Raw genomic sequence first — 22,744 nt, 5'->3', positions numbered from 1 at the left:
ATGATGAAGAAATTCAATGGTTTCATCCTCAACCCCAAAATAACCTTGAAGGAGACGACCTTCAAGATTTGGAATCGAAAGTGTATGACTTGATGACTAACTACGTATATCAAGATTTTAAAGGAAAATCATTGTTCGAAAATCAAGTTCATGAATGTCATCAATAGACTAAATATATAAGAGGTGGGTATCTAAATGTTGCCTACCTTTTTTGTTCCTAAAACATCCAGGGGTTTTTCTGGATGTATGATTTTGTGTATTTTCGTACATTCTTTGTTTTTTATACCTTTTTGCTTTGAGTTGCTTAGTAATGGGTGCTATGGATACTGTAATGTTATCTGATTTGTTTGGCGGGATAAGTAATTCTATTGTTAAGATTGCTGGAATATCTCTGCTGTTTTTGATTAGGCACTATTTCAAAGACATAAATGGATTTGTTTTTTGGTTGTTATTTATTTTGGGTATTATGCTATTTTTGGGTTTGGTTGTTGCATTTGTAGATTAGAGTGTTGTTATGGTAAATGAGGTAGGGATCGGAAGTTTGGAACCTTAGAGTATTCTCGTTCTACCATTGCCAACAAAGGGATTGAACACCATAGTAGTATGATTTAACATAACCGGTATTCTAGTCAACCTCAAGCGTGCCAACGCTTTGAGTGTGACGGTAGTACACTCTTTATCCTGAACGTTGTGTTTAGGGACTTGTTCTTCCTTATAAATTGAGGTTGCGAAAGCGAAGCGTTGTGAACTTTATTTAATAGGGTGGTTGTATTTCAGTGATTTTCTGGATTATATTTATCACCTGTAAAAAGGCGTTATTAACGGAATTATAAACAGTTCTAAAGGTGTTTAAGCCATCTCTTACTCATTAATGATTAATTACATCCGTCCAGTAATTAGGTTCCGAATGGAAATAGTAAGAGGTTATCTATCAAATGAATGTTTCTAACAAGGTTCTAGTTCAAAAAAGCCATTTACAACTAGTTATATATGGCTTTTTCCTGACGCTACCCCATTACGAACAAACAGAAGGTGCCCCAAAAGTATAACTTTTGGGACACCCTATGCTAATCTATTTAATCCAATGTAAAGGCTACAGAAATTTTATGATCATCTGGTAACCCTTCAGTAACACGATAGGTTCCTTTTTCAAATTCTTTAAGTTGAACATCCTCGGAAAAAGATTGTCCTGTCCTTAAAATAATTAACTGCGCCGTTACAATTTGTTTAAATTCATATTGATTCCAGCGCTCGCCGTCCCATTTCTCAAACCGGACTCCATACCCAGTTCCTAATTCAACCGTACCCAAATTTTTTAAGGTAATCTTCATGGTTTCTCCAGAAGAATACAAGGTCTTATCAATATCGATTCTTGCATTTACCTCATTGTATGGAACAAAAATACGATGATATTCTTGCTTGAGAACTTCATTTTTACTATTTAATGCAATTTGTTCAAGATAATAAGTGATATTTTCTTGTTCTGGGATTTCGATGAGGAAATCAGTATTATTTCTATCAACTGTATCTTCTAGGATTGTTTCGAATTTTTTTTCGGCTTCTTTAAATTTGAAAAATTTAACTTCATATCTACCATCTCGCGGTAAAGAATCAGCATCAATTTCAAACTGATCACCAGGACGATAGAGGAGATGAGACGTTAGTTGAAAAGATTCACGATTTTTCTTTTCAAAAAAGGTTGAATCCAATAAATCTAAATAAGATTGACTCCAATATTGAATAGCTGTATCCAATTTATCTTGGTCCACTTCCTTTAATTGCTGTGGAACATCGTTTAATATTGCTACTTTATTTCGTTCATCTTCCGGTGTTTCAGAACTACTATTGGTTATTTCACCCGATCCACACCCAACTAATAATAAAATACACATAAATATAGGCATTGCTTTCTTCATTTTTTTCCCCCTTTCGGAACCCTTCGAAACTAAAAAACACTACAAATAAATTAGCGAACAGCATCCTTTCATTCTTACATCATTCTATCATTCTTACATCATTCGTATTTTTTACTCATTTCATATATATCTATATTTCCTAATTTATTCCTCAAAATAATCACTTCATTTTTACATAAACCTACCTGTTACTTCATCCATATTCTCTCTAGGCCGGTGACAACTTTAGCGTACCAGAAGACCTCGGCTATGTCCACGTAATATCCGAACCCATATACAAACAGGGATTTAACAAAGTAAAACCGCAAATGAAACAGACATTGAGCACTCTTTGAGATCTATCTTTGTTGCGGTGTGTTTTACGGTTTTTAAAAAGAGGAATAATGTCTAAAATTAGTTTTTTTTAAGGTATTAATTCCTGTTTTAATGACTGATTTTTTCATTGATGGCTCTTAATAGAGTACCAATCTTTGCATTAGCAACCCGAACATATTTAACAGAGCGTCGGGCTAAGCGTTTGAACGCGACTAATTCGCCATTAGTAAAATCTTTTTTATGGTCAGCTAAGAACATTTCGATCGTGTTATTAAATTCTTTTACGGTTTTGAACTTGCTAAATTCTTTAAAATTTTCGATTCTGCCTGCTACTCAATGGATGTATTTTCATTTATTTTATTACCTTTTGATTAGATTCAACTTACTAAGTCAAAATGATAATTAATTGTGTTTACTTATCATTTGAATTACCCTTGAGCAAACTAGTTATCCCGCATTAACGGGCAATAAGGCCCCGACTCAAGGCTTAGAGGAATTCGAAGAAGCATAGGTGGGGGACAACTGCCTAATCTAGTTGCGGCTCCTAGCCCCGACAAGCATAAGCTGTAATACTCTGTGGCAAACTACGCCACACCGTATTCCATCTTATGCTTGTCGGACTATCACAAGATGTGATGGCGTCTCTGTTTCTCACAGGACGTGAGCGATCTTAGGAGACGTTCCTACATCGTCGCCTCACTTTTTGAAGTAAAAGCTCGATTGGTGAGATACAGTGAAATTTACCGATGCGTGAGCAGAGGTAAAGTTTGCGCCCACAGGATGTGGGTCACACAGACGTTGCCGCAGGACGTGGCGCACTTAGTCTGTGATTCATTGATTCGGGTTCGTAGAGTCGATTTATCTACGCTGCTCGGGAGATATTAGCGACTCTAGAACGGGACTAACAAACAGTGGGGGATGAAGAAAACCGCCCTGTTTGAAGTTTCACTTTATTTGTATTCTTCCACTTTAACTACTTGTCCACTATTTGCATCTATAATCACTTCAGTTTCACGATGATCGGCAGTGCTTATTTCGAATTTGTAGACTATTCGATTATTATAGTAATCTAATTCAGACTCAGTAATCGTCCCTCTTACTTTATTTAAAGCTATTTGTTTTGCATCTACTAAAGATATATTTGTCGAAACGTTTTGAAGTTCATTTACCTCAATCTTTAGATCGCTTTTTCCTAAAATGTTTTGATCAACTTCTAAAACTTTTCCTGTTAAGGCATCAATATCAATTTCAAATTTTTTATTTTGTTTTACGATAATCACTTCGTATTTTTTTACCTCGTTATCTTCGTCTAAATGAGTATTCGTTACAATCCCACCTTTTGTTTCTATCAGTGCAAGTTGATTTGCTTTTTGTTCAGTAATCTTTTGTGATATTACGCTTTTTGGTGAAGTTTCATTTGTCTGTATGGTAGTAGGTTTATTACTTTTCATCGCATAAGCGCTTGCTCCAATCCCACCTATGATGATGGCACCGGTTATTAGTTTTGTTATGAATTGCATGGTTTTAAGACCTCCATGATTTTTTTATTTTTATTTTTATCATAACTAATGGAATTTATAGAAAAAGAAAAAGAAGGTTAAAATTTCCTTAGAAAAGTATAAGAATATACAGTGGTCGTTTTTTTGCTACTTTTAATAATTGTTCATAAACATGAAATGATTATTTTTTATAGAGAAAAATGTAGATAGTGATTTTGTAGTATGGTTCGCTTCCAATTGTAATAACTGGAATGGGGTCATAATGACGAAAGGATAATAACTGGAGAGTTCAAAATTCATTAAGTTTTTAAGACTTCATGCTAATTCTGAAAAAAGGGATTCGAAGTAGGGAGTGTTGGGAATGAATGATCGATTTATACAGCAGAAGCGATTTCAAATGCTTGGTACAGAAGGCCAGCAAAGGCTTCAGGAAGCTTGCGTAACTATTATTGGCTGCGGCGCGCTCGGATCAGCGGCGGCAGATATTCTCGCTCGGGCTGGTATTGGAACATTAATTCTTGTAGATCGAGATTATGTTGAAATATCTAATTTACATCGTCAAACGCTGTACACCGAACAAGATGCTAATGAGATGATACCCAAAGTAGAAGCCGCAAAAAGACGAATTAATCAAGTTAATCAGCATGTTCAAGTCAAAACGGTATTTGATCATGCAGATGCTGAACTGATTGAACAATTTGCCAAACGAAGCGATATTATGGTCGATGGAACTGATAATTTTGAAACAAGGCTGATCGTTAATGACGCCAGTTTGAAGCATCAAATTCCGTGGATTTACGGTGCGTGTGTGGGAAGCACGAGTGTTGTGAAGTCCTTTTATTCAGATTCATCTGCCTGTTTTCGCTGTTTATTGCCCGCTTTACCAGCTACTAACGATACCTGTGCAACGGTTGGAGTGATTGCTCCTGCGGTTTATATGACAGCTGCTTTTCAATGTGCTGAAGTGTTCAAATATTTATGCGGTGATAAAGATAATATGAAAAAAAAGCTGGTTTGGCTTGATGTCTGGACTAATCAACAGCATCAATTTGGAATAGAAAATATGAAGCGATCTGATTGCCCTTCATGTGGGGAAAAACGTATGTACCCTGCGCTTCAACGATCAGCTCAAACAAAATATGCTTCATTTTGTGGCCGTGATTCAGTACAAATTATTCCAGCTAAAGGGCGAACACTCACACTTGATGATGGTGAAAATATAGCAAAAAAACAAAGACTCCCGTCAAAACGAACTCCTTACTTCGTTCAAATAGAATATGGGGGCAGTCGTGTAATGATATTTGCCAATGGTCGTATACACGTACATGGAATTCAAGATGTGAACGAAGCAAAATCTTTGTATCATCAATTATTCGGTTGAAACTATATCATTATTATGGGGGCATTTTGTAATACATGTCCGAATATAAGTAGAATAGTTGAAACTTGAAACTTTCATTGCTTCACCTGACTAGTGAGTGAATTTTTATGATTATTTCGCACGGAATCTACTTTCTAACAAGGAGTAGTGTTTCTTATCGAATCTACACATTATTCTCTCGAGAGGGGGTCATTAGCTATTATTGAAAACAGGAATCCAATCACGGTAAAAGAAGCGATCTCAAAAATTATGAAAAAAGTAGATAAAATTCAAATAGAAATTATTCCTCTATCTGAAGCGGCAGGGCGTGTTTTAGCAGAACCTGTATTGGCAATCCATGATGTCCCGCCATTTAACCGTTCTATCTATGACGGCTATGCGGTTCGTTCTGTAGATACAACAGGAGCTGCCAGTCATTCACCAATAGCTTTTACAGTGATTGATCGCATTGCTGCAGGTGATGTATCGACCGCACTGCTTGGCAAAAATAAAGCAGTTCGTATTATGACGGGTGCTGAACTACCGAAAGAATCGGATGCGGTGGTTATGCTCGAGGAAACAGTTAGTAGTGAAGATTCATTTACAATTCGCAAGTCGTTTACTCAACTTGAAAATGTATCCTTAAAAGGAGAAGATGCAAAAAAAGGTGATGTCATTATTGAAAAAGGATCTCATATTACTCCAGGCGTTATTGCTGTTTTGGCGACGTTTGGCTATACGCATGTGAAAGTGGCGAAACGACCTGTTGTTGGTTTGCTAGTTACTGGCTCTGAATTACTGGATGTTTCAACACCGCTTAAACCAGGGAAAATTCGAAATTCTAATGGTCCGATGGTAACCGCCCAGCTTAAAAGACTTGGTGTCGAGCCTAGATGGCTAGGTGTATTAGATGATGATATAGAGTCCTGTTATTTATCAGTTAAGCAAGCAGCAAAAGATTGCGATGCTGTAATTACAACAGGGGGCGTGTCGGTAGGAGACTTTGATTACTTACCAGCTGTTTTTGAAAGGATGGGGGCTGAAGTTCTATTTAATAAAGTAAAAATGCGTCCAGGTAGTGTGACAACTGTTGCACATACGGATAATGGTTTATTATTTGGCTTGTCTGGAAATCCTAGTTCCAGCTTTGTCGGCTTTGAATTGTTTGTTCGACCAGCGCTTTTGGCTATGATCGGTTCAAACAAGCCATATTTACCTTATAATAAAGCCGTTTTACAGGAAGATTTACAAGCAAATTCGTTTACGCAATTTATCCGGGCCATCTACGAATCAAGTCCAACAGGCGTAATAGTTTATCCTGCAGGTTTTAATAAATCGAACTCTGTTACTTCGATTGCACGAGGCAATTCGTTCATAGTTCTCCCAGGTGGAACAGAGGGATATAAGAAAGGAGAAATAGTGGATGTCTTGTTACTTGGTTTGGATGAAGGGGGAGAAAACTGGTTCATACATGAGTAAGGTGCTTTACATTTCTGGATTGTCCATCCAAAAAAATCTTTAGACGGAGGAAAGTATGAACCCATTTGAAGTTACTTCAGAAGTGTTAAGTCCTAATCGTTATTTACGATACGTAACACATGCAGAAGTAGGTGCAGTAACGCTCTTTTCCGGTATTGTTAGAGAGTGGACGAATGGAATGCGAACGCTGTTTTTAGAATATGAAGCTTATGTACCAATGGCTGAGAAAATACTTGCCGAAATTGGAGCTGATATTCAAAGGAAGTGGCCGGGAACTCGTATTGCAATTGCCCATCGAATCGGTAGATTGCAAATTTCTGAAACTGCAGTAATCATAGCTGTATCTTCACCGCACCGGCAAATAGCATATAAAGCTAATGAATTTGCAATTGAACAAATAAAAAAACACGTCCCCATTTGGAAAAAAGAAATTTGGGAAGATGGTGAAAAATGGGTGGGTGAGCAATCGAATAAACCGTTGTGAGGTGGAGTACCATGATTCAACTTTATTATTTTGCACAAATCAAAGAGTTGACCCAAAAAAAAGAAGAAACGATTTTATGGTCAGAGGGAACAGTTGCGGAGCTTATCAAATGGGCGGATGAGACTTATCCAGGATTTACAGACTATTCATGGCAAGTCGCAGTTAATGAAGAATATGTATTAGAAACAGAAGAAATAAATCCGGGCGATATTGTCGCTTTTATTCCTCCGGTAAGTGGTGGGTAAAATGAAAGAGAATCGTAAAGGACTGATATGATGAAACAACCGCTTACAGATACCTTAAGCAGGCCTTTGCGCGATTTACGCATATCAGTAACCGATCGCTGCAATTTTCGCTGCACGTACTGCATGCCGAAAGAAGTGTTTGGTGATAAGTATGTGTTTTTGCCAAAAAGTGAATTATTAACTTTTGAAGAAATGACAAGACTTGCTTCAATCTTTGTTCAAATGGGTGTAAAAAAAATTCGTCTGACTGGTGGTGAACCACTGCTTCGTAACGGTTTGCCAGAATTCATCAAAATGCTCAGGAAATTAGAAGGGCTAAAGGATATTGGCTTGACTACGAATGGATTGCTTTTGAATAAATACGGAAAAGCTCTTTATGAGGCGGGTCTGCGGCGCTTGAATATTAGCCTTGATGCATTGTCCAAAGATATATTCAGCAAAATGAATGGGCGTGGCATCAATCCAGGTTTGATACTTGAGAATATCGAGTATGTTAAAAGTCTAGGCTTTTCAGTAAAAGTTAATATGGTCGTTCAAAGAGGTGTCAATGAACAAGAAGTTATTCCGATGAGCGCTTATTTTAAAGAAAAACATATTACGCTTCGGTTTATTGAATTCATGGATGTTGGCAATGATAACGACTGGAGTTTTCAGAAAGTAGTTTCGAAAAAAGAAATTTTAAGTGAATTGCTCAATCAATATCAATTAATTCCTGTGGATGCTAATTATTTCGGTGAAGTGGCCGAGCGTTACCGTTATGAAAATAGTGATTCAGAAATCGGTTTTATACCGTCTGTCTCTAAATCTTTTTGCTCATCTTGTACACGTGCACGTTTATCATCGGACGGAAAATTGTATACATGTTTATTTGCCACTAACGGTTATGATTTACGGCAACTTCTTCGAGAAAATGCGACAAATAACGAGCTGTCTAATGCGATTTGGCAAGTATGGAATAACCGGACAGATCGCTATTCAGACGAACGGACCGATCTTCAGGCAATAAGTCGTAAGAAAATTGGGATGTCATATATTGGTGGCTGAATACAATGATGGATCTTTTTGAAAAAAGGGAGTGTGGAATGATAGAATTTACGCATTTCAATGAACAGGGTCGAGCTAAAATAGTCGATATTACCAACAAAAATGAGACGAGTCGAACAGCCATTGCCCAATCCAGTCTATTATTAACAAATGAAATACACAATAAAATTGCGAATGGCTCAATGGAGAAAGGAGACGTTCTTGCCGTAGCCCAAGTTGCAGGAATTATGGCAGCGAAGCAAACGAGCCAAATCATCCCGATGTGCCACCCGATTGCTTTAACTAGCATCGATATAGTTTTTCACTGGGAAAGGGTGGAAGATGCTTACCGATTAAATATTAAATGTTCTGCAAAAACGAAGGGGAGCACGGGTGTTGAAATGGAGGTGCTCACCGCAGCTTCCGTTTGTGCCTTAACGGTATATGATATGTGTAAATCTATTCACAAAGGGATCATCATTGGACCGACATTTTTAGTTAGTAAGACAGGCGGTGAGAGTGGTGATTATAGTAGAAATGAATTTACAAAACCTGTATAACGGACAAATATTTTTTACCATGAAGCCGCTACACTTGCCTTACCATAATGATCATTTTTGCAAAAATAGGATTTTGGATACTTTCTCGATAAAATTAGATTTTATGCTTAGTAGTTTGGCAAAATTAATTACCTGCGAAGGATCGTCCCTTCAGTCAAAAAACGCTTAGCTAATTATTGCTAAGCGTTTTGTATTAGATAGGCACTAGTATGAATCATTTCGTTTGTTAAGTATTTGAAGTAGTCTAAGTAAAATAAAAGCTAATGTGATGCTAACCAAAACATAGCTGGCAGCAAGTTTGGTATCGCCGGACTCTACGGCAATATAAATCGCGGTAGGGAATTGTTTGCGTTTTACCGGGAAGATTGCCGGCGAACATAAGTGTTGCCCCAAATTCACCGAGTGCACTGGTAAAGCTCAAAACGCCGCCAGCAACAAGGGATTTACTACAAAGGAATTGAAATTTTCGTGAAAACGATCCAATTAGAAGCCCCATCTACTTTTGCGGCATTTTCGATATCTTTATTAACTATTGTGAACCCTGCTTTGGCTGATTGAAACATGAGTGGAAACGCGACGACGCTTGCAGCTATTATTGCAGCAGGGGGTGAACAGGATGGTACTTCCTGTTCCGAGTTTCAAAAACTTGGCCAATAGCTGAGTTTGCTCCAAAGATTAAAATTAATGAATAACCAATTACTGAAGGTGGTAAAACGAGTGGTAGCATTAGAATTGTTTCAAGGATGATCTTTCCTTTAAATGATTTTATAGTGAACAACTTACCTACTAATACTCCACTGAAAAAAACAGCAAGAGCTGCTGAAAATGAAACGATTAACGATAATTGAATGGGAAAAAAATAATTCTGGTCCATAAACTTCCACTCTCAAAGAGATATGCCTCGGTTTTCTTTTTCGAAATCTTTCTTAATAATTACCATACTATCTTTTAAACTGGCCGCCGCCGAAATGGTCAGTTCGACTTGATTTTGTTTCTCGGTACACACGCTGGTAAATAGTGGAACCATTATGAAAGAAAGTATGTAAACTAGCTTTAGGTAAATGTTCAATTGATCAGCATTTTAGAAAGTGTATAAATCTTTTCTAATTTCACGGACCACATGCCTGAGTTCTGGAAGAATTAACTTTACCATTGCCAGTTTAACTGCACCTATTGATCCAGGGGTGCAAAAAATAGCTGTATTGCTTGAGACACCGGCAATTGCCCGTGAAAGGATAGCGGCAGAACCGATATCTTCCAGATAGCTAATAATACGGAAAATCTCACCAAATCCGATCATTTCTTTATCTAATAAAGGTTGAATACTTTCAATCGTTACATCTCTTTTAGCAAGTCCCGTTCCACCGTTTAGTAAAATTACATCTACCTTATGATCATTGCATCCGGAATGAAACGCCTGTATGATTTCCGCTTTTTCATCCGAAACAAGTTCATAAGCTGTCACATTATGGTCGTATTTTAAAAGCATTTCTTTCATTAACTGGCCGCTGTAATCCGTATCAATTGTTCTGGAATCACTGACTGTTATAATTTTACAGTTGATAATATCTTGCGCTTCTTGTTTATGTTCGTTTGACATGGCACCCTCCTTATCCTCTTACAGTGTTTATATATGCCAAGATAAAAAAATAAAGAACTGGATGAATGGGTATCCTTAATTACAAATCATCTACTTTGGTGAAAAATGGGGTCATATTTCTAATGAAAAATAACGAACAATTAAAAAAACAAATGGAAAACAAGGCACTTCTTATTTTGAAAATGGCTCTTGCTTCCGCCCTGTCTTGGGAGATTGCTAAATTAGCTGGATCACATCATCCTTATTTGGCACCTATTTCAGTCATTCTTTGTTTACAAACGACGATTAAACGGTCCATTCGCTTTTCCTATCATCGAATGGTCGGGACGATTATTGGCATTTCAATTGTCGTCCTTTTTGCTCCACACTTAAAAGTAAATGGCTGGACAATTGGAGCACTCATTCTTATCGCATGTTTTGTCGCTAAATGGTTAAAAACTGATGAAACGACTATCCATCAAGTCGCGCTAACGGTGCTGCTCGTCTTCGTTTTAGGGCATAAATCTGGTAATTATCCAATGGATCGTTTCCGTGATACGTTGATTGGTGCGCTTGTTGCTGTTATTTTACATATGCTCATATACCCACCGAATTACACAGAACAGGTTTCAAAAAGTATCGATCATTTCGTTGCTCATTTAACAGCAACCTTTACTAAAGTATCAGAGTGGGCCGAGTCTGGACTTGAGAAACACATTGGCTATGCCATACAAATAGAGACAAATCGAATACTCGAAGAGCTTCATCAAACTAAGAATTTAATAAAAGTTGCAACAGATAGCCTTTCATTTAATCCATTCGCGAAAAGAAGTAAGAAAGATCTGCAAAGTTTCCAACAAAGGATATATTACCTTTCTCAAAGTTATTCTTATCTCTCAAATATAGTAGCGATACTAACAGCTTGGTCTGAAGCTGGGACAATAACTCCAGTTCAGCAATCTATATGGGCTGACCAGATCAAAGCAGTAACTTCTTTATTTCAGACAAAAGAAATTCCTTTAGTATTTCGGCTAAAGGGTGAAACATTGAAGGTTGTTATTCCTGCTGATCTTGAAGAACAGCAATTTCATATTTCTTTATTTTATGAAACGAGAAGCTTATTGAAAAAACTGGGTCAGCTGCCTAGCAACAAAGGTTAACTCGGTGGAAGGACGCGGTAGGGCCGCATCATTTCATAATCTTCATGCTCGAGCATATGGCAATGCCACACATATTGACCTGTGTAAGGGAAAAATGGAATGATAACACGGGTAATCTGACCAGGTGGACAACGAATTGTATCTTTCCAGCCTCGTTCCCCGGGATGAGGTGGAAAAGGGCGACTCGTGTATTTGATTTGCTTTGTTTGCTTAAAATGATTCACATCGAAAGAGCGTCGGTCAAGCAATTGAAATTGAACAAGATGGATGTGGATGGGGTGGTCATCCTCGTCCGTATTAATAAAATTCCAAATCTCAGTCGAACCAACATGTGGATTTTCAGTAATAGGATCATCCCATTTTTTTTGATCAAGAAGGAATAAGGGTCTCCCGTACTGGTCCTTCTCCTCACTTAATTGTAGATATCTATCATTTCTTGCAGTATGTTCAGCTAGCCAATTAATAGGACCCATAAAGGAAGGTATAACGCTTGTATCGATATTGGAAAGCGGTTTTGTAACTTGAAATTGCATAATAATCCCTGTTGTATCTGGATCAACAGGATCTCCAATTGGAAAATGAGTGGGGGCATCATTTTTTAGTGTAATCATTTTACCGATAAGATTTGAAAAATCAATGATCACATCTAAGCGTTCTGCGGGTGCAAGCAACAATGATTTCACCCCAATTGAATGTTCAAGGAAGCCACTATCCGTGCCAATTTGGTAAAATAACTGACCTGAATCCAATGTTAAGTGAAAGAAGCGTGCGTTCGCTGCATTTAATAAACGAAATCGATACTTACGTGGCTCCACTTCAAGATACGGCCAAACTTTCCCATTTACAACTATTGAATCACCAAAAAAAGAAGGGATTATTGAAGGGGATATCCCAGAAACATTGTCCTTAGGATGCTCTGGATAGGCTAAAGATCCATCTTCCTTAAATGAACGATCCTGAAGTAATAAAGGAACCTCATATTTGCCACTTGGAAGGTTTAACGATCCCTCATGCCAATCACGGATTAAATAAAGTCCTGCCAAACCGGCATAAATATTTAATCGTGTTAACCCGATCGCATGATCATGATACCAAAGTGCACGAGAGCTTTGCTGATTATCATATTCATAAACCCTTTTTTGAAAAAATGAACCGAATTCGTCGAATCCTTTTGAGAACCATGCATCGGGATAACCGTCACTATCCGGCTCTGTTCGACCGCCGTGAAGGTGGACAACTGTTCTTACATTAGGAATTTCTTTTTCAGCTCCATGTACGGTGTGATCAATCGGAAAAAGATGGTGAACCGGTAAATCATTTATCCACTTAACATATACCTTTTCGCCTTGGACGACTTCAATCGTTGGCCCTGGATACATGCCTTCATAACCCCAAATGGTCGTTTCCGGCATGTCACGATGAATAGCTTGCTTTGATTCCTTCATGGACACTTCATAATACGTATAATTCTCTGATCGCCTAGACGGCTTTAATACAGGCGGAATTGGCAGAGGATCTACAAATTTTCTTAATTTCATGCTTTTCCTCCCTTTACAAGGTCTTTTTTTATATGTATATGATCATGTTAAGAAAAAAACTATTCATTCTAGGAATAGGGTAATCGTGAATATAAATAGGTTAGAACCTTTTTGTATGTACAGGCTGGACCCTTCAAAGGAAATGGTGGAGTTTTAACGCCATAGGAGTTTTGTATGAGATGGGGGAATTATATGGAAGATATTTACCGAGTATTAGAAATGATTGGCGATACAAGGAATAAAGCATTGGCGACCGTTATTCGTGTTGCAGGATCGGCCTATAAAAAAGAAGGTTCTCAGATGCTTATTTTTGAAGACGGAACTCAAATAGGCATGTTAAGTGCTGGTTGCTTAGAAACAGATTTAGCGATTCAAGCACAAGAAGTGTTGAAAAAACAAAAAGCTATTTTGCTTCAGTACGATATGAGCGAAGAAACAGATTTAGCGTGGGGCCAAGGGGCTGGCTGTAATGGAACAATTGATATATTGCTTGAGCCAGTCAATGGAAAAGTTCAAAAAGATTTCATATTAGTAAAGCAATTGCTAAATTCCAATCAAAAAGTAGTCTTGTTGAAAAAGTATTCAGAAGTAGGGGAGTATCTCTTTATCCCAAGTAAAGATAAGGCATTTGGTAAGTGGTCAGGTCAAATACCTGAAATAAATTTTGATGTAAAAAGCGGAGTTATGGCAGATCAGCCAATTTTTCAACATACTTATCAGCCGAAACCACATTTAATTGTGTTCGGTGCAGGTCCTGATGCTAAACCGCTCATTTCTCTAGCCGCAGAAGCTGGTTTTTCTGTAACTGTGTGTGATTGGCGGGAAGAGTTCTGTCAGAAAAGGAATTTTCCAGATGCGGATCAGCTTTTTGTTGGCTTTCCAACTGAACTTATGAAAACTATCTCGATTTCTTCTGATGCCTTTGTTGTTATTATGTCGCATCACTTTCAACGGGACCAACAAATTCTTTTGTCATTAATAGATAAAAAGATAAGGTACTTAGGTATTTTAGGACCAAAAGAAAGAACAAAACGGCTTCTTAAGTGTGAAAACCTTCCAGATTGGATTCATTCGCCTATTGGCTTGCCGATTGGGGCTAAAGGTCCATTTGAGATTGCAATTAGTGTTTTAGCTGAAATGATTGAAGTATGGAGAAAACCGGTTCGTAAAAGAGTGGAGTATGTATGAATCATTCTGGTTTAGTGGGAATTTATCTAGCGGCAGGTAAAAGTAGCAGAATGGGCAGAGCTAAGCTTAACTTACCAGTTGGTAATCAATTCATAGGAAGTATGGCTTTCAGGGCGGCGCTTGAGTCGAAATTAGATTACACAATTGCTATTACTCGAAAGGGAGATTCCCTTAAATGGTTGGCTCCTTTTTCGAAAATCAAGGGTTGGAGTTATTTGGAATGCTTAAAAGCTAATCAAGGCCAAAGTGCTTCACTTAAAGCAGGGGTAAGGGTGGCGGCTGAACTGGGTGCTGCTGGCGTGGTTGTCTTACTAGCAGATCAGCCCTTTGTAACGAGCCAGATGATAAATCGCTTAATTGATGAATTTAAAATCTCACAAATTGTTTCTTATATTTCTTTCACACATGAAGGAATAGTAAAGCCACCAGTACTTTTTGCAAAGAGTCTCTTTCCAATGTTATGTGAATTAACAGGTGATCAAGGAGCTCGAACTATTATCCGTGAGGAAATAAAAGAACAAGGAAAAAAACTTGAAATAAAAAGTGATCTTCATTTTTGGGATATTGACACAGAAGAAGAATACCAACTTTTGAAACAGCAGATGGAGAAAAGTTAGATAAGTAGCTTTATAGATAAGCCTTGATATATGGTAGATCAGCCCTGGCAATTTCGGACGGCTAAAACTTACAAAATGAATATTTGTAAACTAGGAATATATTATCGAAACTTAGTAAAATACAAACTTTGAAGAAAACGGAGTGGTGAAATTGGATGTTATTGGGAGAAGTATCCTTCGTAAGGAGTCTCAGGATAAAGTGACCGGAAGAGCGAGATACACACATGACCACCACTCAAATACTATGCTCTCGGGGAAAGTTGTTATTAGTCCATATGGCCATGCTAAGATTGTTAAAATCGACACAATAGAGGCGAGGAATATGCCTGGCGTTAAAGCGATCCTCGCTGGAGAAGAATTTCCGCTTACTGGTGAAGATATTCGTGATAGACCACCGCTCGCTGTAGATAAGGTACGCTACCACGGAGAAGCGATTGCTCTTGTTATTGCTGATACACCAGGTCAGGCCAAAAAGGCAGCCGACCGGATAAAGGTCCAGTATGAATTACTGCCTGTTGTTCATTCGCCGACACAAGCGTTTCAAAAGGACGCCCCAATGGTGCATGAACGCTTAGGGGAATATATAAAAGAAAAACATACCACCCCTGTTCCAGGAACAAATATAGCAACACATATTAAAATCCGAAAAGGTAATATGGAAAAAGGCTGGACTGAAAGTGTAACGACTGTCGAAGCAGATTTTTCATTCCCACCTTCCGATCATGTTGCGATGGAGACTAGATGTTCCATTGCAGAGATATTGCCCGATGGAACCATCAAAATCATGACATCATCACAAGCCCCATTTATGGTTAAACAATTAATTGCTAAATACTTTAATGAAGATATTGGAAAAATAATCGTGGAAACACCATTCGTTGGTGGTGCATTTGGCGGCAAGGCATCGGTACAACTTGAAATCCTTGCCTATTTAGGGTCGAAAGCAGTTGGTGGGCTGCCGGTGAAAATATTAAATTCAAGAGAAGAAGATATTTTAATGTCCCCATGCCATATCGGCTTGGATGCAAAAATAAAATTCGGAGCTGACCACCTTGGGATTATCAAAGTAGCTGAAATTCGCTATTTATGGGATAGCGGTGCTTACTCGGATAAAGCTATTGACCTTACGAGAGCTGGAGCAGTTGACTGTACGGGTCCTTATAATATTGAGAATTTATGGTGTGATTCTTATTGTATGTACACAAATCATCCATATCCAGCCCCATTTCGCGGTTTCAGTCATTCAGAACTTTCATTTGCTATCGAAAGAACTATGGATTTATTAGCACAAAAATTACAAATTGATCCTCTAGAACTTCGTTATCGAAATGCGATTATGAAAGGCCATACAACGCCAACAAGGGTTCTTTTGAATCAAAGTAATGTTGGGGACTTGCAGAAATGTATTGTTAGATTGAAAGAATTAATCAGTTGGGATGAGGGACAGGTCAAGGAGATGAATAACCGCTTGGTCAGAGTGAAAGGAATTAGTTGCAGTTGGAAAACTTCAACAATTGATCCAAACGCCCCCTCAGGTGTGATTTTAACGTTTAATCGCGATGGCAGTATAAATCTAATGTCAGGAGTCATAGAAATAGGTACAGGGACAAAAACCGTACTTGCTCAAATTCTTGCAGAAAGGTTGAAGATGAATGTGGACAACATTCATGTCAAGATGGAAGTAGATACACAAACAACACCAGAACATTGGAAGACTGTCGCAAGTAGGGGCATCTACATGGCTGGAAGAGCCTTATTAGAAGCTGCAGAAGATGTCATCAATCAGTTGCGGGAGATAGCTTCAATTGTACTTAGGGCACCGAAGGAAGATCTTGAAATAGCTGATAGTCGGGTATTTTTGCGTGACAATCCTTTAATGGGGCTCCATTTTCAAGATATTTGCTATGGATATCAATATCCAAATGGAAACTCAATCGGTGGCCAAATTATCGGGACAGGGAATTTTATTATGCGCCATCTTACCCATTTGGATCCTGAAACAGGGGCAGGGAAGCCTGGACCAGAATGGACGGTTGCTGCGTATGGGGTTGAAATAGAGTTTGATCGCCGTGATTTTACATATCAACTAGTGAAGGCGGCAACGGTTGTTGATATTGGTACTGTATTAAATAAAAAAGCAGCGTTAGGTCAAGTGATGGGTGCAATGAGTATGGGTTTAGCGTTCGCTGGACGAGAAACCTTTTATTTTGATCAACTTGGTCGAGTTTTGAATCCGCAACTACGTACTTACCGACCGCTTCATTATGGAGAAAACCCTGAATATCTTGTTGATTTTGTTCATACCCCTGACCTAGAAGCACCGTACGGGGCACGTGGGGTTGGCGAGCATGGACTTCTAGGGATGCCGGGTGCATTAGGGAATGCCTTGTCTGTTGCTGCTGGAGTTTCACTTCATCATTTACCTCTAATTCCAGAGTTGATCTGGAAAACGAAGGAGGCGAAGAGCTAATGTTACCGTTTGATTTTGAGTATTATAAGCCAGCATCATTGAAAGAAGCGATCGATCTTTACCAAACTGCAGCAAAAAATAGGAAAAAGCCAATGTTTATTTCGGGTGGTACGGAATTAATCACTCTAGGAAGAATTAATCTTGTTCACACCGAAGCGGTTATTGATTTGAAAGATATTGCCGAATGCATGGTCATGCAGTTTGAAGGGGATTATCTCGTCATCGGAAGTACATTATCTCTTACAAAAATTGAAGAAACCAATCATTTTCCATTATTAACAAAAACGGCGAGTGAAGTAGCTGACCACACTTCTCGTGGAAAAATCACCCTTGGAGGCAATATTTGTGCACAAATTTTTTACCGTGAGACTGTACTGCCGTTTTTACTAGCTGACAGTCAAGTTGTAATTGTCGGACCTAGTGGTATCAAAGTGTCACCGATCAATAATTTGTTTCATGAACAGCTTCAATTGGGAACCGGCGAGTTTCTCATCCAAGTTGCAACGGCTAAGAGGTTTGTTACTGCCCCGTTTGTTAGTATAAAACGACGACAACAATGGGACACTGGCTATCCTTTAATCACGGTCGCAGCTTTAAAAATCGGTGAAGAAGTGAGGGTTGCATTGAGCGGTTTATGTCCATTTCCCTTTAGGTCCAAGAAAGTAGAGACCTTATTAAATAATCGGGAGTGGCCAATTGAGGATAGGGTCAATAGTGCTTTATCGGAATTACCGGGCCCAATCCTTAACGATGTGGAAGGATCAGCAGAATACAGACTCTTTGTATTGCGGAATTTATTGCATGATGTTTTAGAAGTATTGGGAGCTAGTTAAATTTTTTTATATTCATAAAAAATTACTAGATTGAAAAAGGGTGTGATAGGCATGAAATCCCAAATAATTGAATTATATGTAAATGGTGATTTGCGCACGGTGACGGTACGGTCAGCAGACACACTGCTATATGCAATAAGAGGAAAGCTTGGTTTGACAGGGGCAAAGCCAGGTTGTTTAAATGGCGACTGTGGCGCATGTACGGTGAATGTTGATGATTGGCCAATGAAATCGTGTTTGATGCTCGCTGTCGAAGCCATTGGCAAAAATATTACGACGATAGAGGGGTTGAAAAAAACACCTATTCAGCAAGCTTTCGTTGACAACTTTGCGTTTCAATGTGGTTACTGTACGCCAGGCTTTATTATGAACTGCCATTCACTCATTCATCAACATCCAGATGCTGATGATAAAACCATTAAAGAGTGGCTTGGATCAAATATTTGCCGCTGTACAGGTTATGCCGAAATCGAAAAGGCAGTTAAAACAGTTTTAGAAAATCAATAATCAGAGTTATAATCAGCAAAAATAAAACAAAAAGGAAATTTTCAAAATGTTGCTTTCTACTAGAAAAAACTAAGATTGAAGAAATTGTGAACTTCTTGGAATAATTTCGACTATCGATTTGAAAATAGTTGCATAGTGATTTGACTAAATTGAAGACAAAAGCTCGGTGTGAAGTTCGTCAATGTTTTTATGAAAAAGGTTTACTGCTTGTATTCGACGGAGTTTTCTGATAATATAAATATCCATTTCACCGCTGCAAACGATTGTCAAGACGCTTATTTCAAGAGATGAAAGGAGAACAAAATGACATCGCAGCAGCATCCGGATTTTAAACATGAACAAGAAAGATTGGAGTTTACGAAGCGGTATATCGACGTAGTTATTAAGACTGCGGCAACGAGTAAAGATCAATTTAAGAAGATTATGCAAGAGACATTTGGAGATGAAGATTGGCAAGAGTCGGGAAGGTATTCAGAATTGCTAACAACGGCCAATTTTTTTGATATGTCCAAATCTGAGTTGGAAATCTTAAGAAAAGCAAAAAGTAAACCATATTTTGCTCGGGTCGATTTTTCACGTGACGAAAATGGCCTAAAGGAAATTCTGTATTTTGGCAAGGCATCCTTATACCAGCGAGAAAATCAGGAGCAGATTATTGTAGATTGGCGTTCGCCGATTGCAAACCTTTACTACGAGGGGCGAATTGGACCGATAACTTATGAAGCCGAAGGGGAGAAATTCTCGGGAGATATAACGTTGAAACGGCAATTAATGATTGACAGCGGAAAATTAGAAGAGATCCGAGACATTGATTTAACGACAACCGATGAACTTCTTCAAGAATCGCTTTCTAAGAGTTCGAGTAATCGCCTGACAGAAATTGTCTCGACGATTCAGGAAGAACAGAACAAGATTATTCGAGCAGATTTAAATAAACCAATTATCGTTCAAGGAGCAGCTGGAAGTGGAAAAACTACGATCGCCTTGCATAGGATTTCATACTTCATTTATCACTACAAAGATTTGTTCGACCCAAGACAAATGATGATTCTTGCTCCAAGTCGTCTATTTATCGATTATATTTCGGAGGCGCTCCCTGAGTTAGGCGTCGAGAAAGCAAAACAATTTACGTTTACTGAATATGTCCAAGTAGCAATTGATTGTGATATAAAGCTTGTTCCTGATAAAAAACTAATCGATCTACTTGAAAAAAATGATGAGGATACATTAGAGTCTATCTGGGTGTCTAATATCAAGGGTTCTTCGCAATTTAAACGAATTCTTGATCAATTTATCATGGACATAATAAATCGATTTGTTCCAACTGAAGATTTTTATTGTGATAAGTATCGCTTATATTCTGCTAAAAAATTCAAAAAGTTAGTAATGGAAGAATATTGGTATATGCCGATATACACTAGGATTGAAAAATTAAAACAAATCTTGCAAAGTCAAGTGAAATCTAAGAAAAAAGCAATGCTTGAGCGAGTGGTGAAGTTCTACGATGCTCGAATTGAGAAAGCCCTATATAAAAATATTGATCCTACTATTCGTCGAGAATATGTGACAAAATGTCTTGATAAGAAAGCAGAACGCCAGGATGAAATTAAGAAAGAAGTGCGCAATTCTGTTAAAAACTACTTTAAACAATTTGAACGAAAAACGATTTTTGAGTATTATCAAGAACTGTTCTCTGATCCAGAAATACTAGTTACATATAGTAAAGATTCTTTCACTATTCATGAAGCAGAGCGACTTTGTGTATATCAATCGCAGTTTATTAAAAGAAAGCAGTACGAAGTTGAAGATTTAGGAGCGATTCTTTATCTTTATTCCCATCTTTTTGGAGTGGATAAAGAAAAGCGAGCGAAGAATATTGTCATTGATGAAGCTCAAGATTATAGTTTTATGCAGCTGCAGGCATTAAAAACAGCTTCAGACACTGATATGTTTACACTCGTCGGAGATCTTGCTCAAGGAATTTATTCGTATCGAGGATTAGAGGAATGGGACGAAGTCCATCGGAGCATTTTTCCCAGGGCTACCTACACTGAACTTCAAAAAAGCTATCGAACAACAGTAGAAATTATGAATGAAGCAAATAAACTATTGGATTTATTGCCTTATCGTTTTCCTCAAGTAGAGCCTGTAGTTCGTCATGGTGAGAAACCGTCATTTATAAAAATTAAAGATGATCAATGGGGCAAAGAACTACTTGAGCGGACTACTAAAATGAAAGAGCAAGGATTGCGGACATTTGCCGTGATTGCGAAAACAATGGATGATTGCCGCGAAGTGTATAATATTTTGAGTGGGATTGATTCATCAGTTTGCTTGCTTGAAGAACAAGCTTCCATTCCTAAGGAACGTTTGGTTATTTTGCCTTCGTATCTTGCCAAAGGTCTGGAGTTTGATGCGGTGTTTGCGATTTCCTTGAACGAAAGATATGAGCGTGAACGTGAATTAGATATCAAACTTCTTTATGTGGTCATGACAAGGCCATTACATCGCTTGTATTTTATCGGTAATTCAGAAGAGGATTTTTTAATAAAGTGAACCCTCGATCTATTTATCCCGCATTAACGGGCAGTAAGACCCCCACCGATTGAAGTTTCACTTTATCAGTCTGAACCAACTTTCATACCAATTTTTTGTTAATAGGAGGAAGGTTCAGACTGTGCATTTTGTTTGGTTGATTAAGTATTTTAATTATAGAAAGATATTTCTATTATTTTTCTGTTAATTTCTTTAGTTCTAATTTTGCAAAGGTTAAAAAACCGGCTAACGATTCATAATCGGGAAATCCAGCTTGAGCTGATTTGTCGTTTCCTCCGCCTTTTCCACTATGCCTTCCTAAGTTCTGTTTGAAAAATTGTCCGCATTGAACCTCATTTATCCCATTTTGATAAAGGACCGCTTTATTTTCTGAAACAGAGCCGAAAAGGACAACCGCTTCTCGTTCAGATGTAATCTTCGTGGCAAGCAATTGTAGCTCTTTCAGAGTTTTATTGGGAAACTCGCGAGTGATAAGAAACCCGTTGTTCTCAGACAGGATTTCTTTCATTTCAATGAATGCCAATTCTTCTTTTAATTTTTCGTTTGCCTCAAGTAGATGCTTTTGGTTTTGCTCAGACTTATTTACACGGTCAAGAATGTCATCCCGTCCTGCACTGTATTTACTAGATAATGCTGTGAGAATCGTTAAGCTTTCTTGGAAATCTTGTAAAGCCCGAAATCCGCATTTGAAATAAATGCGAGTGAAGCCTTTGTGTTTTTCCGTTTTCAGTAGTTTAATTATTCCGATTTCCCCCGTTTGTCGGACATGTGTTCCACCACATGGGTTATATTCGATTCCTTCCATTTCGACAATACGAATATTTTCGGTAACCTTAGGTAGCTTCACGACTGGCAATTCTTTAAGCTGTTCAGAAGTAATGAAATAGGTATGTAACTTTTTATTTTCGTAAATATATTGATTCGCAAGTTGTTCGATTGTTTTCATTTGATCGTGAGAAATATCTTTAATGTCCACATCAATCGTCACATAATCTGTACCTAAGTGAAAACTTAATGTGTTTGCATCAAATAACTCACGGCATACAGCAGATAGTAGATGCTGGCCGCTGTGATGCTGCATATGGTCAAAACGGCGTTTCCAGTCGAGTTCACAATGAACCTTACCTAGTTCTGGCTTACTTGCTAAAACATGAACAATCGCCTCATTTTTAACTTGCACATCTAATACCTCAATTCCACCAATCCTTCCACGATCAGCTGGCTGGCCACCACCTTCTGGATAGAATGCCGTTTCAAACAATGTTACGTAGAAATGGCCGTCATTTTCAGTAGCTGTTAGAACTTCAGAATCCCAAGCTTTAATTGAAGTATCTTCATAATATAGTTTTGTTGTCATTACTTTCTCCTCCTAAAACCAAATATCGTCATTATATCATGTAAGAATGAACCAATAA

General features: G+C 38.1%; 19 protein-coding genes and 1 pseudogene. 14 read left to right on the top strand and 6 right to left on the bottom strand.

Annotated features, from left to right (window positions below):
* The first annotated feature begins 310 nt into the window (after positions 1–310).
* A complete protein-coding gene (locus tag HNP81_RS20840) occupies positions 311–505 on the top strand; it encodes a hypothetical protein (protein ID WP_182503887.1) in 195 nt (64 codons plus the stop codon).
* 571 nt (positions 506–1,076) lie between these two features.
* Here HNP81_RS20840 and HNP81_RS20835 read toward each other — a convergent pair.
* Positions 1,077–1,916 carry an immunoglobulin-like domain-containing protein gene (locus HNP81_RS20835; RefSeq protein ID WP_182503886.1) on the bottom strand — a complete coding sequence of 280 codons (840 nt, stop codon included), beginning with the start codon at positions 1,914–1,916 and terminating at the stop codon, positions 1,077–1,079.
* A gap of 1,265 nt (positions 1,917–3,181) precedes the next feature.
* Positions 3,182–3,751, bottom strand: a complete 570-nt coding sequence (locus HNP81_RS20830; RefSeq protein ID WP_182503885.1) for a PepSY domain-containing protein — start codon at positions 3,749–3,751, stop codon at positions 3,182–3,184.
* Positions 3,752–4,091: 340 nt separating this feature from the next.
* Here HNP81_RS20830 and HNP81_RS20825 point away from each other — a divergent pair, with 340 nt between their 5' ends.
* From HNP81_RS20825 to moaC, 6 genes are all read left to right on the top strand, one after another.
* Positions 4,092–5,111, top strand: a complete 1,020-nt coding sequence (locus HNP81_RS20825; RefSeq protein ID WP_182503884.1) for a ThiF family adenylyltransferase — start codon at positions 4,092–4,094, stop codon at positions 5,109–5,111.
* Between the two features lie 198 nt (positions 5,112–5,309).
* A complete protein-coding gene (locus HNP81_RS20820) occupies positions 5,310–6,569 on the top strand; it encodes a molybdopterin molybdotransferase MoeA (RefSeq protein ID WP_312859715.1) in 1,260 nt (419 codons plus the stop codon).
* Between the two features lie 55 nt (positions 6,570–6,624).
* On the top strand, positions 6,625–7,053 hold the full coding sequence (locus tag HNP81_RS20815; RefSeq protein WP_182503883.1) for a molybdenum cofactor biosynthesis protein MoaE: 429 nt from the start codon (positions 6,625–6,627) through the stop codon (positions 7,051–7,053).
* An 11-nt stretch (positions 7,054–7,064) separates the two neighbouring features.
* Positions 7,065–7,298 (top strand): molybdopterin converting factor subunit 1, encoded by a 234-nt coding sequence (gene moaD / locus HNP81_RS20810; protein ID WP_182503882.1) that lies wholly within the window; start codon positions 7,065–7,067, stop codon positions 7,296–7,298.
* A gap of 27 nt (positions 7,299–7,325) precedes the next feature.
* Positions 7,326–8,342, top strand: a complete 1,017-nt coding sequence (moaA, locus tag HNP81_RS20805; RefSeq protein WP_182503881.1) for a GTP 3',8-cyclase MoaA — start codon at positions 7,326–7,328, stop codon at positions 8,340–8,342.
* 38 nt (positions 8,343–8,380) lie between these two features.
* On the top strand, positions 8,381–8,881 hold the full coding sequence (gene moaC / locus HNP81_RS20800) for a cyclic pyranopterin monophosphate synthase MoaC (protein ID WP_182503880.1): 501 nt from the start codon (positions 8,381–8,383) through the stop codon (positions 8,879–8,881).
* Between the two features lie 204 nt (positions 8,882–9,085).
* On the opposite strand, the pseudogene modB reads toward moaC, so the two are convergent.
* Positions 9,086–9,755: pseudogene (gene modB, locus HNP81_RS20795) on the bottom strand (molybdate ABC transporter permease subunit).
* 207 nt (positions 9,756–9,962) lie between these two features.
* Positions 9,963–10,481 (bottom strand): MogA/MoaB family molybdenum cofactor biosynthesis protein, encoded by a 519-nt coding sequence (locus tag HNP81_RS20790; protein WP_182503879.1) that lies wholly within the window; start codon positions 10,479–10,481, stop codon positions 9,963–9,965.
* Between the two features lie 122 nt (positions 10,482–10,603).
* Here HNP81_RS20790 and HNP81_RS20785 point away from each other — a divergent pair, with 122 nt between their 5' ends.
* Positions 10,604–11,620 (top strand): FUSC family protein, encoded by a 1,017-nt coding sequence (locus HNP81_RS20785; RefSeq protein WP_182503878.1) that lies wholly within the window; start codon positions 10,604–10,606, stop codon positions 11,618–11,620.
* On the opposite strand, the gene HNP81_RS20780 is transcribed toward HNP81_RS20785, so the two are convergent.
* Positions 11,617–13,158, bottom strand: a complete 1,542-nt coding sequence (locus HNP81_RS20780) for a multicopper oxidase family protein (RefSeq protein ID WP_182503877.1) — start codon at positions 13,156–13,158, stop codon at positions 11,617–11,619. The two genes, HNP81_RS20785 and HNP81_RS20780, sit on opposite strands and share 4 nt — an antisense overlap.
* A 192-nt stretch (positions 13,159–13,350) precedes the next feature.
* Here HNP81_RS20780 and HNP81_RS20775 point away from each other — a divergent pair, with 192 nt between their 5' ends.
* From HNP81_RS20775 to helD, 6 genes are all read left to right on the top strand, one after another.
* Positions 13,351–14,346, top strand: a complete 996-nt coding sequence (locus HNP81_RS20775) for an XdhC family protein (protein WP_182503876.1) — start codon at positions 13,351–13,353, stop codon at positions 14,344–14,346.
* Entirely contained in the window at positions 14,343–14,963 is a 621-nt protein-coding gene (locus tag HNP81_RS20770) for a nucleotidyltransferase family protein (protein ID WP_182503875.1), read from the top strand. Before HNP81_RS20775 ends, HNP81_RS20770 begins: the two co-directional genes overlap by 4 nt.
* 151 nt (positions 14,964–15,114) lie before the next feature.
* Positions 15,115–17,433 (top strand): xanthine dehydrogenase family protein molybdopterin-binding subunit, encoded by a 2,319-nt coding sequence (locus HNP81_RS20765; protein WP_182503874.1) that lies wholly within the window; start codon positions 15,115–15,117, stop codon positions 17,431–17,433.
* A complete protein-coding gene (locus HNP81_RS20760) occupies positions 17,433–18,266 on the top strand; it encodes an FAD binding domain-containing protein (RefSeq protein WP_182503873.1) in 834 nt (277 codons plus the stop codon). The genes HNP81_RS20765 and HNP81_RS20760 overlap by 1 nt, the downstream gene beginning before the upstream one ends.
* 51 nt (positions 18,267–18,317) lie before the next feature.
* On the top strand, positions 18,318–18,773 hold the full coding sequence (locus tag HNP81_RS20755) for a (2Fe-2S)-binding protein (protein ID WP_182503872.1): 456 nt from the start codon (positions 18,318–18,320) through the stop codon (positions 18,771–18,773).
* 303 nt (positions 18,774–19,076) lie between these two features.
* Positions 19,077–21,329, top strand: coding sequence for an RNA polymerase recycling motor HelD (helD, locus tag HNP81_RS20750; RefSeq protein WP_182503871.1), 2,253 nt, complete (start codon positions 19,077–19,079; stop codon positions 21,327–21,329).
* 172 nt (positions 21,330–21,501) lie between these two features.
* On the opposite strand, the gene HNP81_RS20745 is transcribed toward helD, so the two are convergent.
* A complete protein-coding gene (locus tag HNP81_RS20745; protein ID WP_028391391.1) occupies positions 21,502–22,686 on the bottom strand; it encodes an alanyl-tRNA editing protein in 1,185 nt (394 codons plus the stop codon).
* Positions 22,687–22,744: the final 58 nt, after the last annotated feature.

The organism is Peribacillus huizhouensis, assembly GCF_014138605.1.
In the GTDB taxonomy this organism is placed as follows: domain Bacteria; phylum Bacillota; class Bacilli; order Bacillales; family DSM-1321; genus Peribacillus; species Peribacillus huizhouensis.
The sequence above is the reverse complement of the archived record's forward strand: the minus strand, read 5'-3'. Positions and strand labels throughout refer to the sequence as shown.

Excerpts from the sequence above, each read along its gene's own strand:
- HNP81_RS20840 (WP_182503887.1), top strand. The coding sequence starts at position 311 with ATGGGTGCTATGGATACTGTAATGTTATCTGATTTGTTTGGCGGGATA.
- HNP81_RS20835 (WP_182503886.1), bottom strand. The coding sequence starts at position 1,916 with ATGAAGAAAGCAATGCCTATATTTATGTGTATTTTATTATTAGTTGGG.
- HNP81_RS20830 (WP_182503885.1), bottom strand. The coding sequence starts at position 3,751 with ATGCAATTCATAACAAAACTAATAACCGGTGCCATCATCATAGGTGGG.
- HNP81_RS20825 (WP_182503884.1), top strand. The coding sequence starts at position 4,092 with ATGAATGATCGATTTATACAGCAGAAGCGATTTCAAATGCTTGGTACA.
- HNP81_RS20815 (WP_182503883.1), top strand. The coding sequence starts at position 6,625 with ATGAACCCATTTGAAGTTACTTCAGAAGTGTTAAGTCCTAATCGTTAT.
- moaD (WP_182503882.1), top strand. The coding sequence starts at position 7,065 with ATGATTCAACTTTATTATTTTGCACAAATCAAAGAGTTGACCCAAAAA.
- moaA (WP_182503881.1), top strand. The coding sequence starts at position 7,326 with ATGATGAAACAACCGCTTACAGATACCTTAAGCAGGCCTTTGCGCGAT.
- moaC (WP_182503880.1), top strand. The coding sequence starts at position 8,381 with ATGATAGAATTTACGCATTTCAATGAACAGGGTCGAGCTAAAATAGTC.
- HNP81_RS20790 (WP_182503879.1), bottom strand. The coding sequence starts at position 10,481 with ATGTCAAACGAACATAAACAAGAAGCGCAAGATATTATCAACTGTAAA.
- HNP81_RS20785 (WP_182503878.1), top strand. The coding sequence starts at position 10,604 with ATGAAAAATAACGAACAATTAAAAAAACAAATGGAAAACAAGGCACTT.
- HNP81_RS20780 (WP_182503877.1), bottom strand. The coding sequence starts at position 13,158 with ATGAAATTAAGAAAATTTGTAGATCCTCTGCCAATTCCGCCTGTATTA.
- HNP81_RS20775 (WP_182503876.1), top strand. The coding sequence starts at position 13,351 with ATGGAAGATATTTACCGAGTATTAGAAATGATTGGCGATACAAGGAAT.
- HNP81_RS20770 (WP_182503875.1), top strand. The coding sequence starts at position 14,343 with ATGAATCATTCTGGTTTAGTGGGAATTTATCTAGCGGCAGGTAAAAGT.
- HNP81_RS20760 (WP_182503873.1), top strand. The coding sequence starts at position 17,433 with ATGTTACCGTTTGATTTTGAGTATTATAAGCCAGCATCATTGAAAGAA.
- HNP81_RS20755 (WP_182503872.1), top strand. The coding sequence starts at position 18,318 with ATGAAATCCCAAATAATTGAATTATATGTAAATGGTGATTTGCGCACG.
- helD (WP_182503871.1), top strand. The coding sequence starts at position 19,077 with ATGACATCGCAGCAGCATCCGGATTTTAAACATGAACAAGAAAGATTG.
- HNP81_RS20745 (WP_028391391.1), bottom strand. The coding sequence starts at position 22,686 with ATGACAACAAAACTATATTATGAAGATACTTCAATTAAAGCTTGGGAT.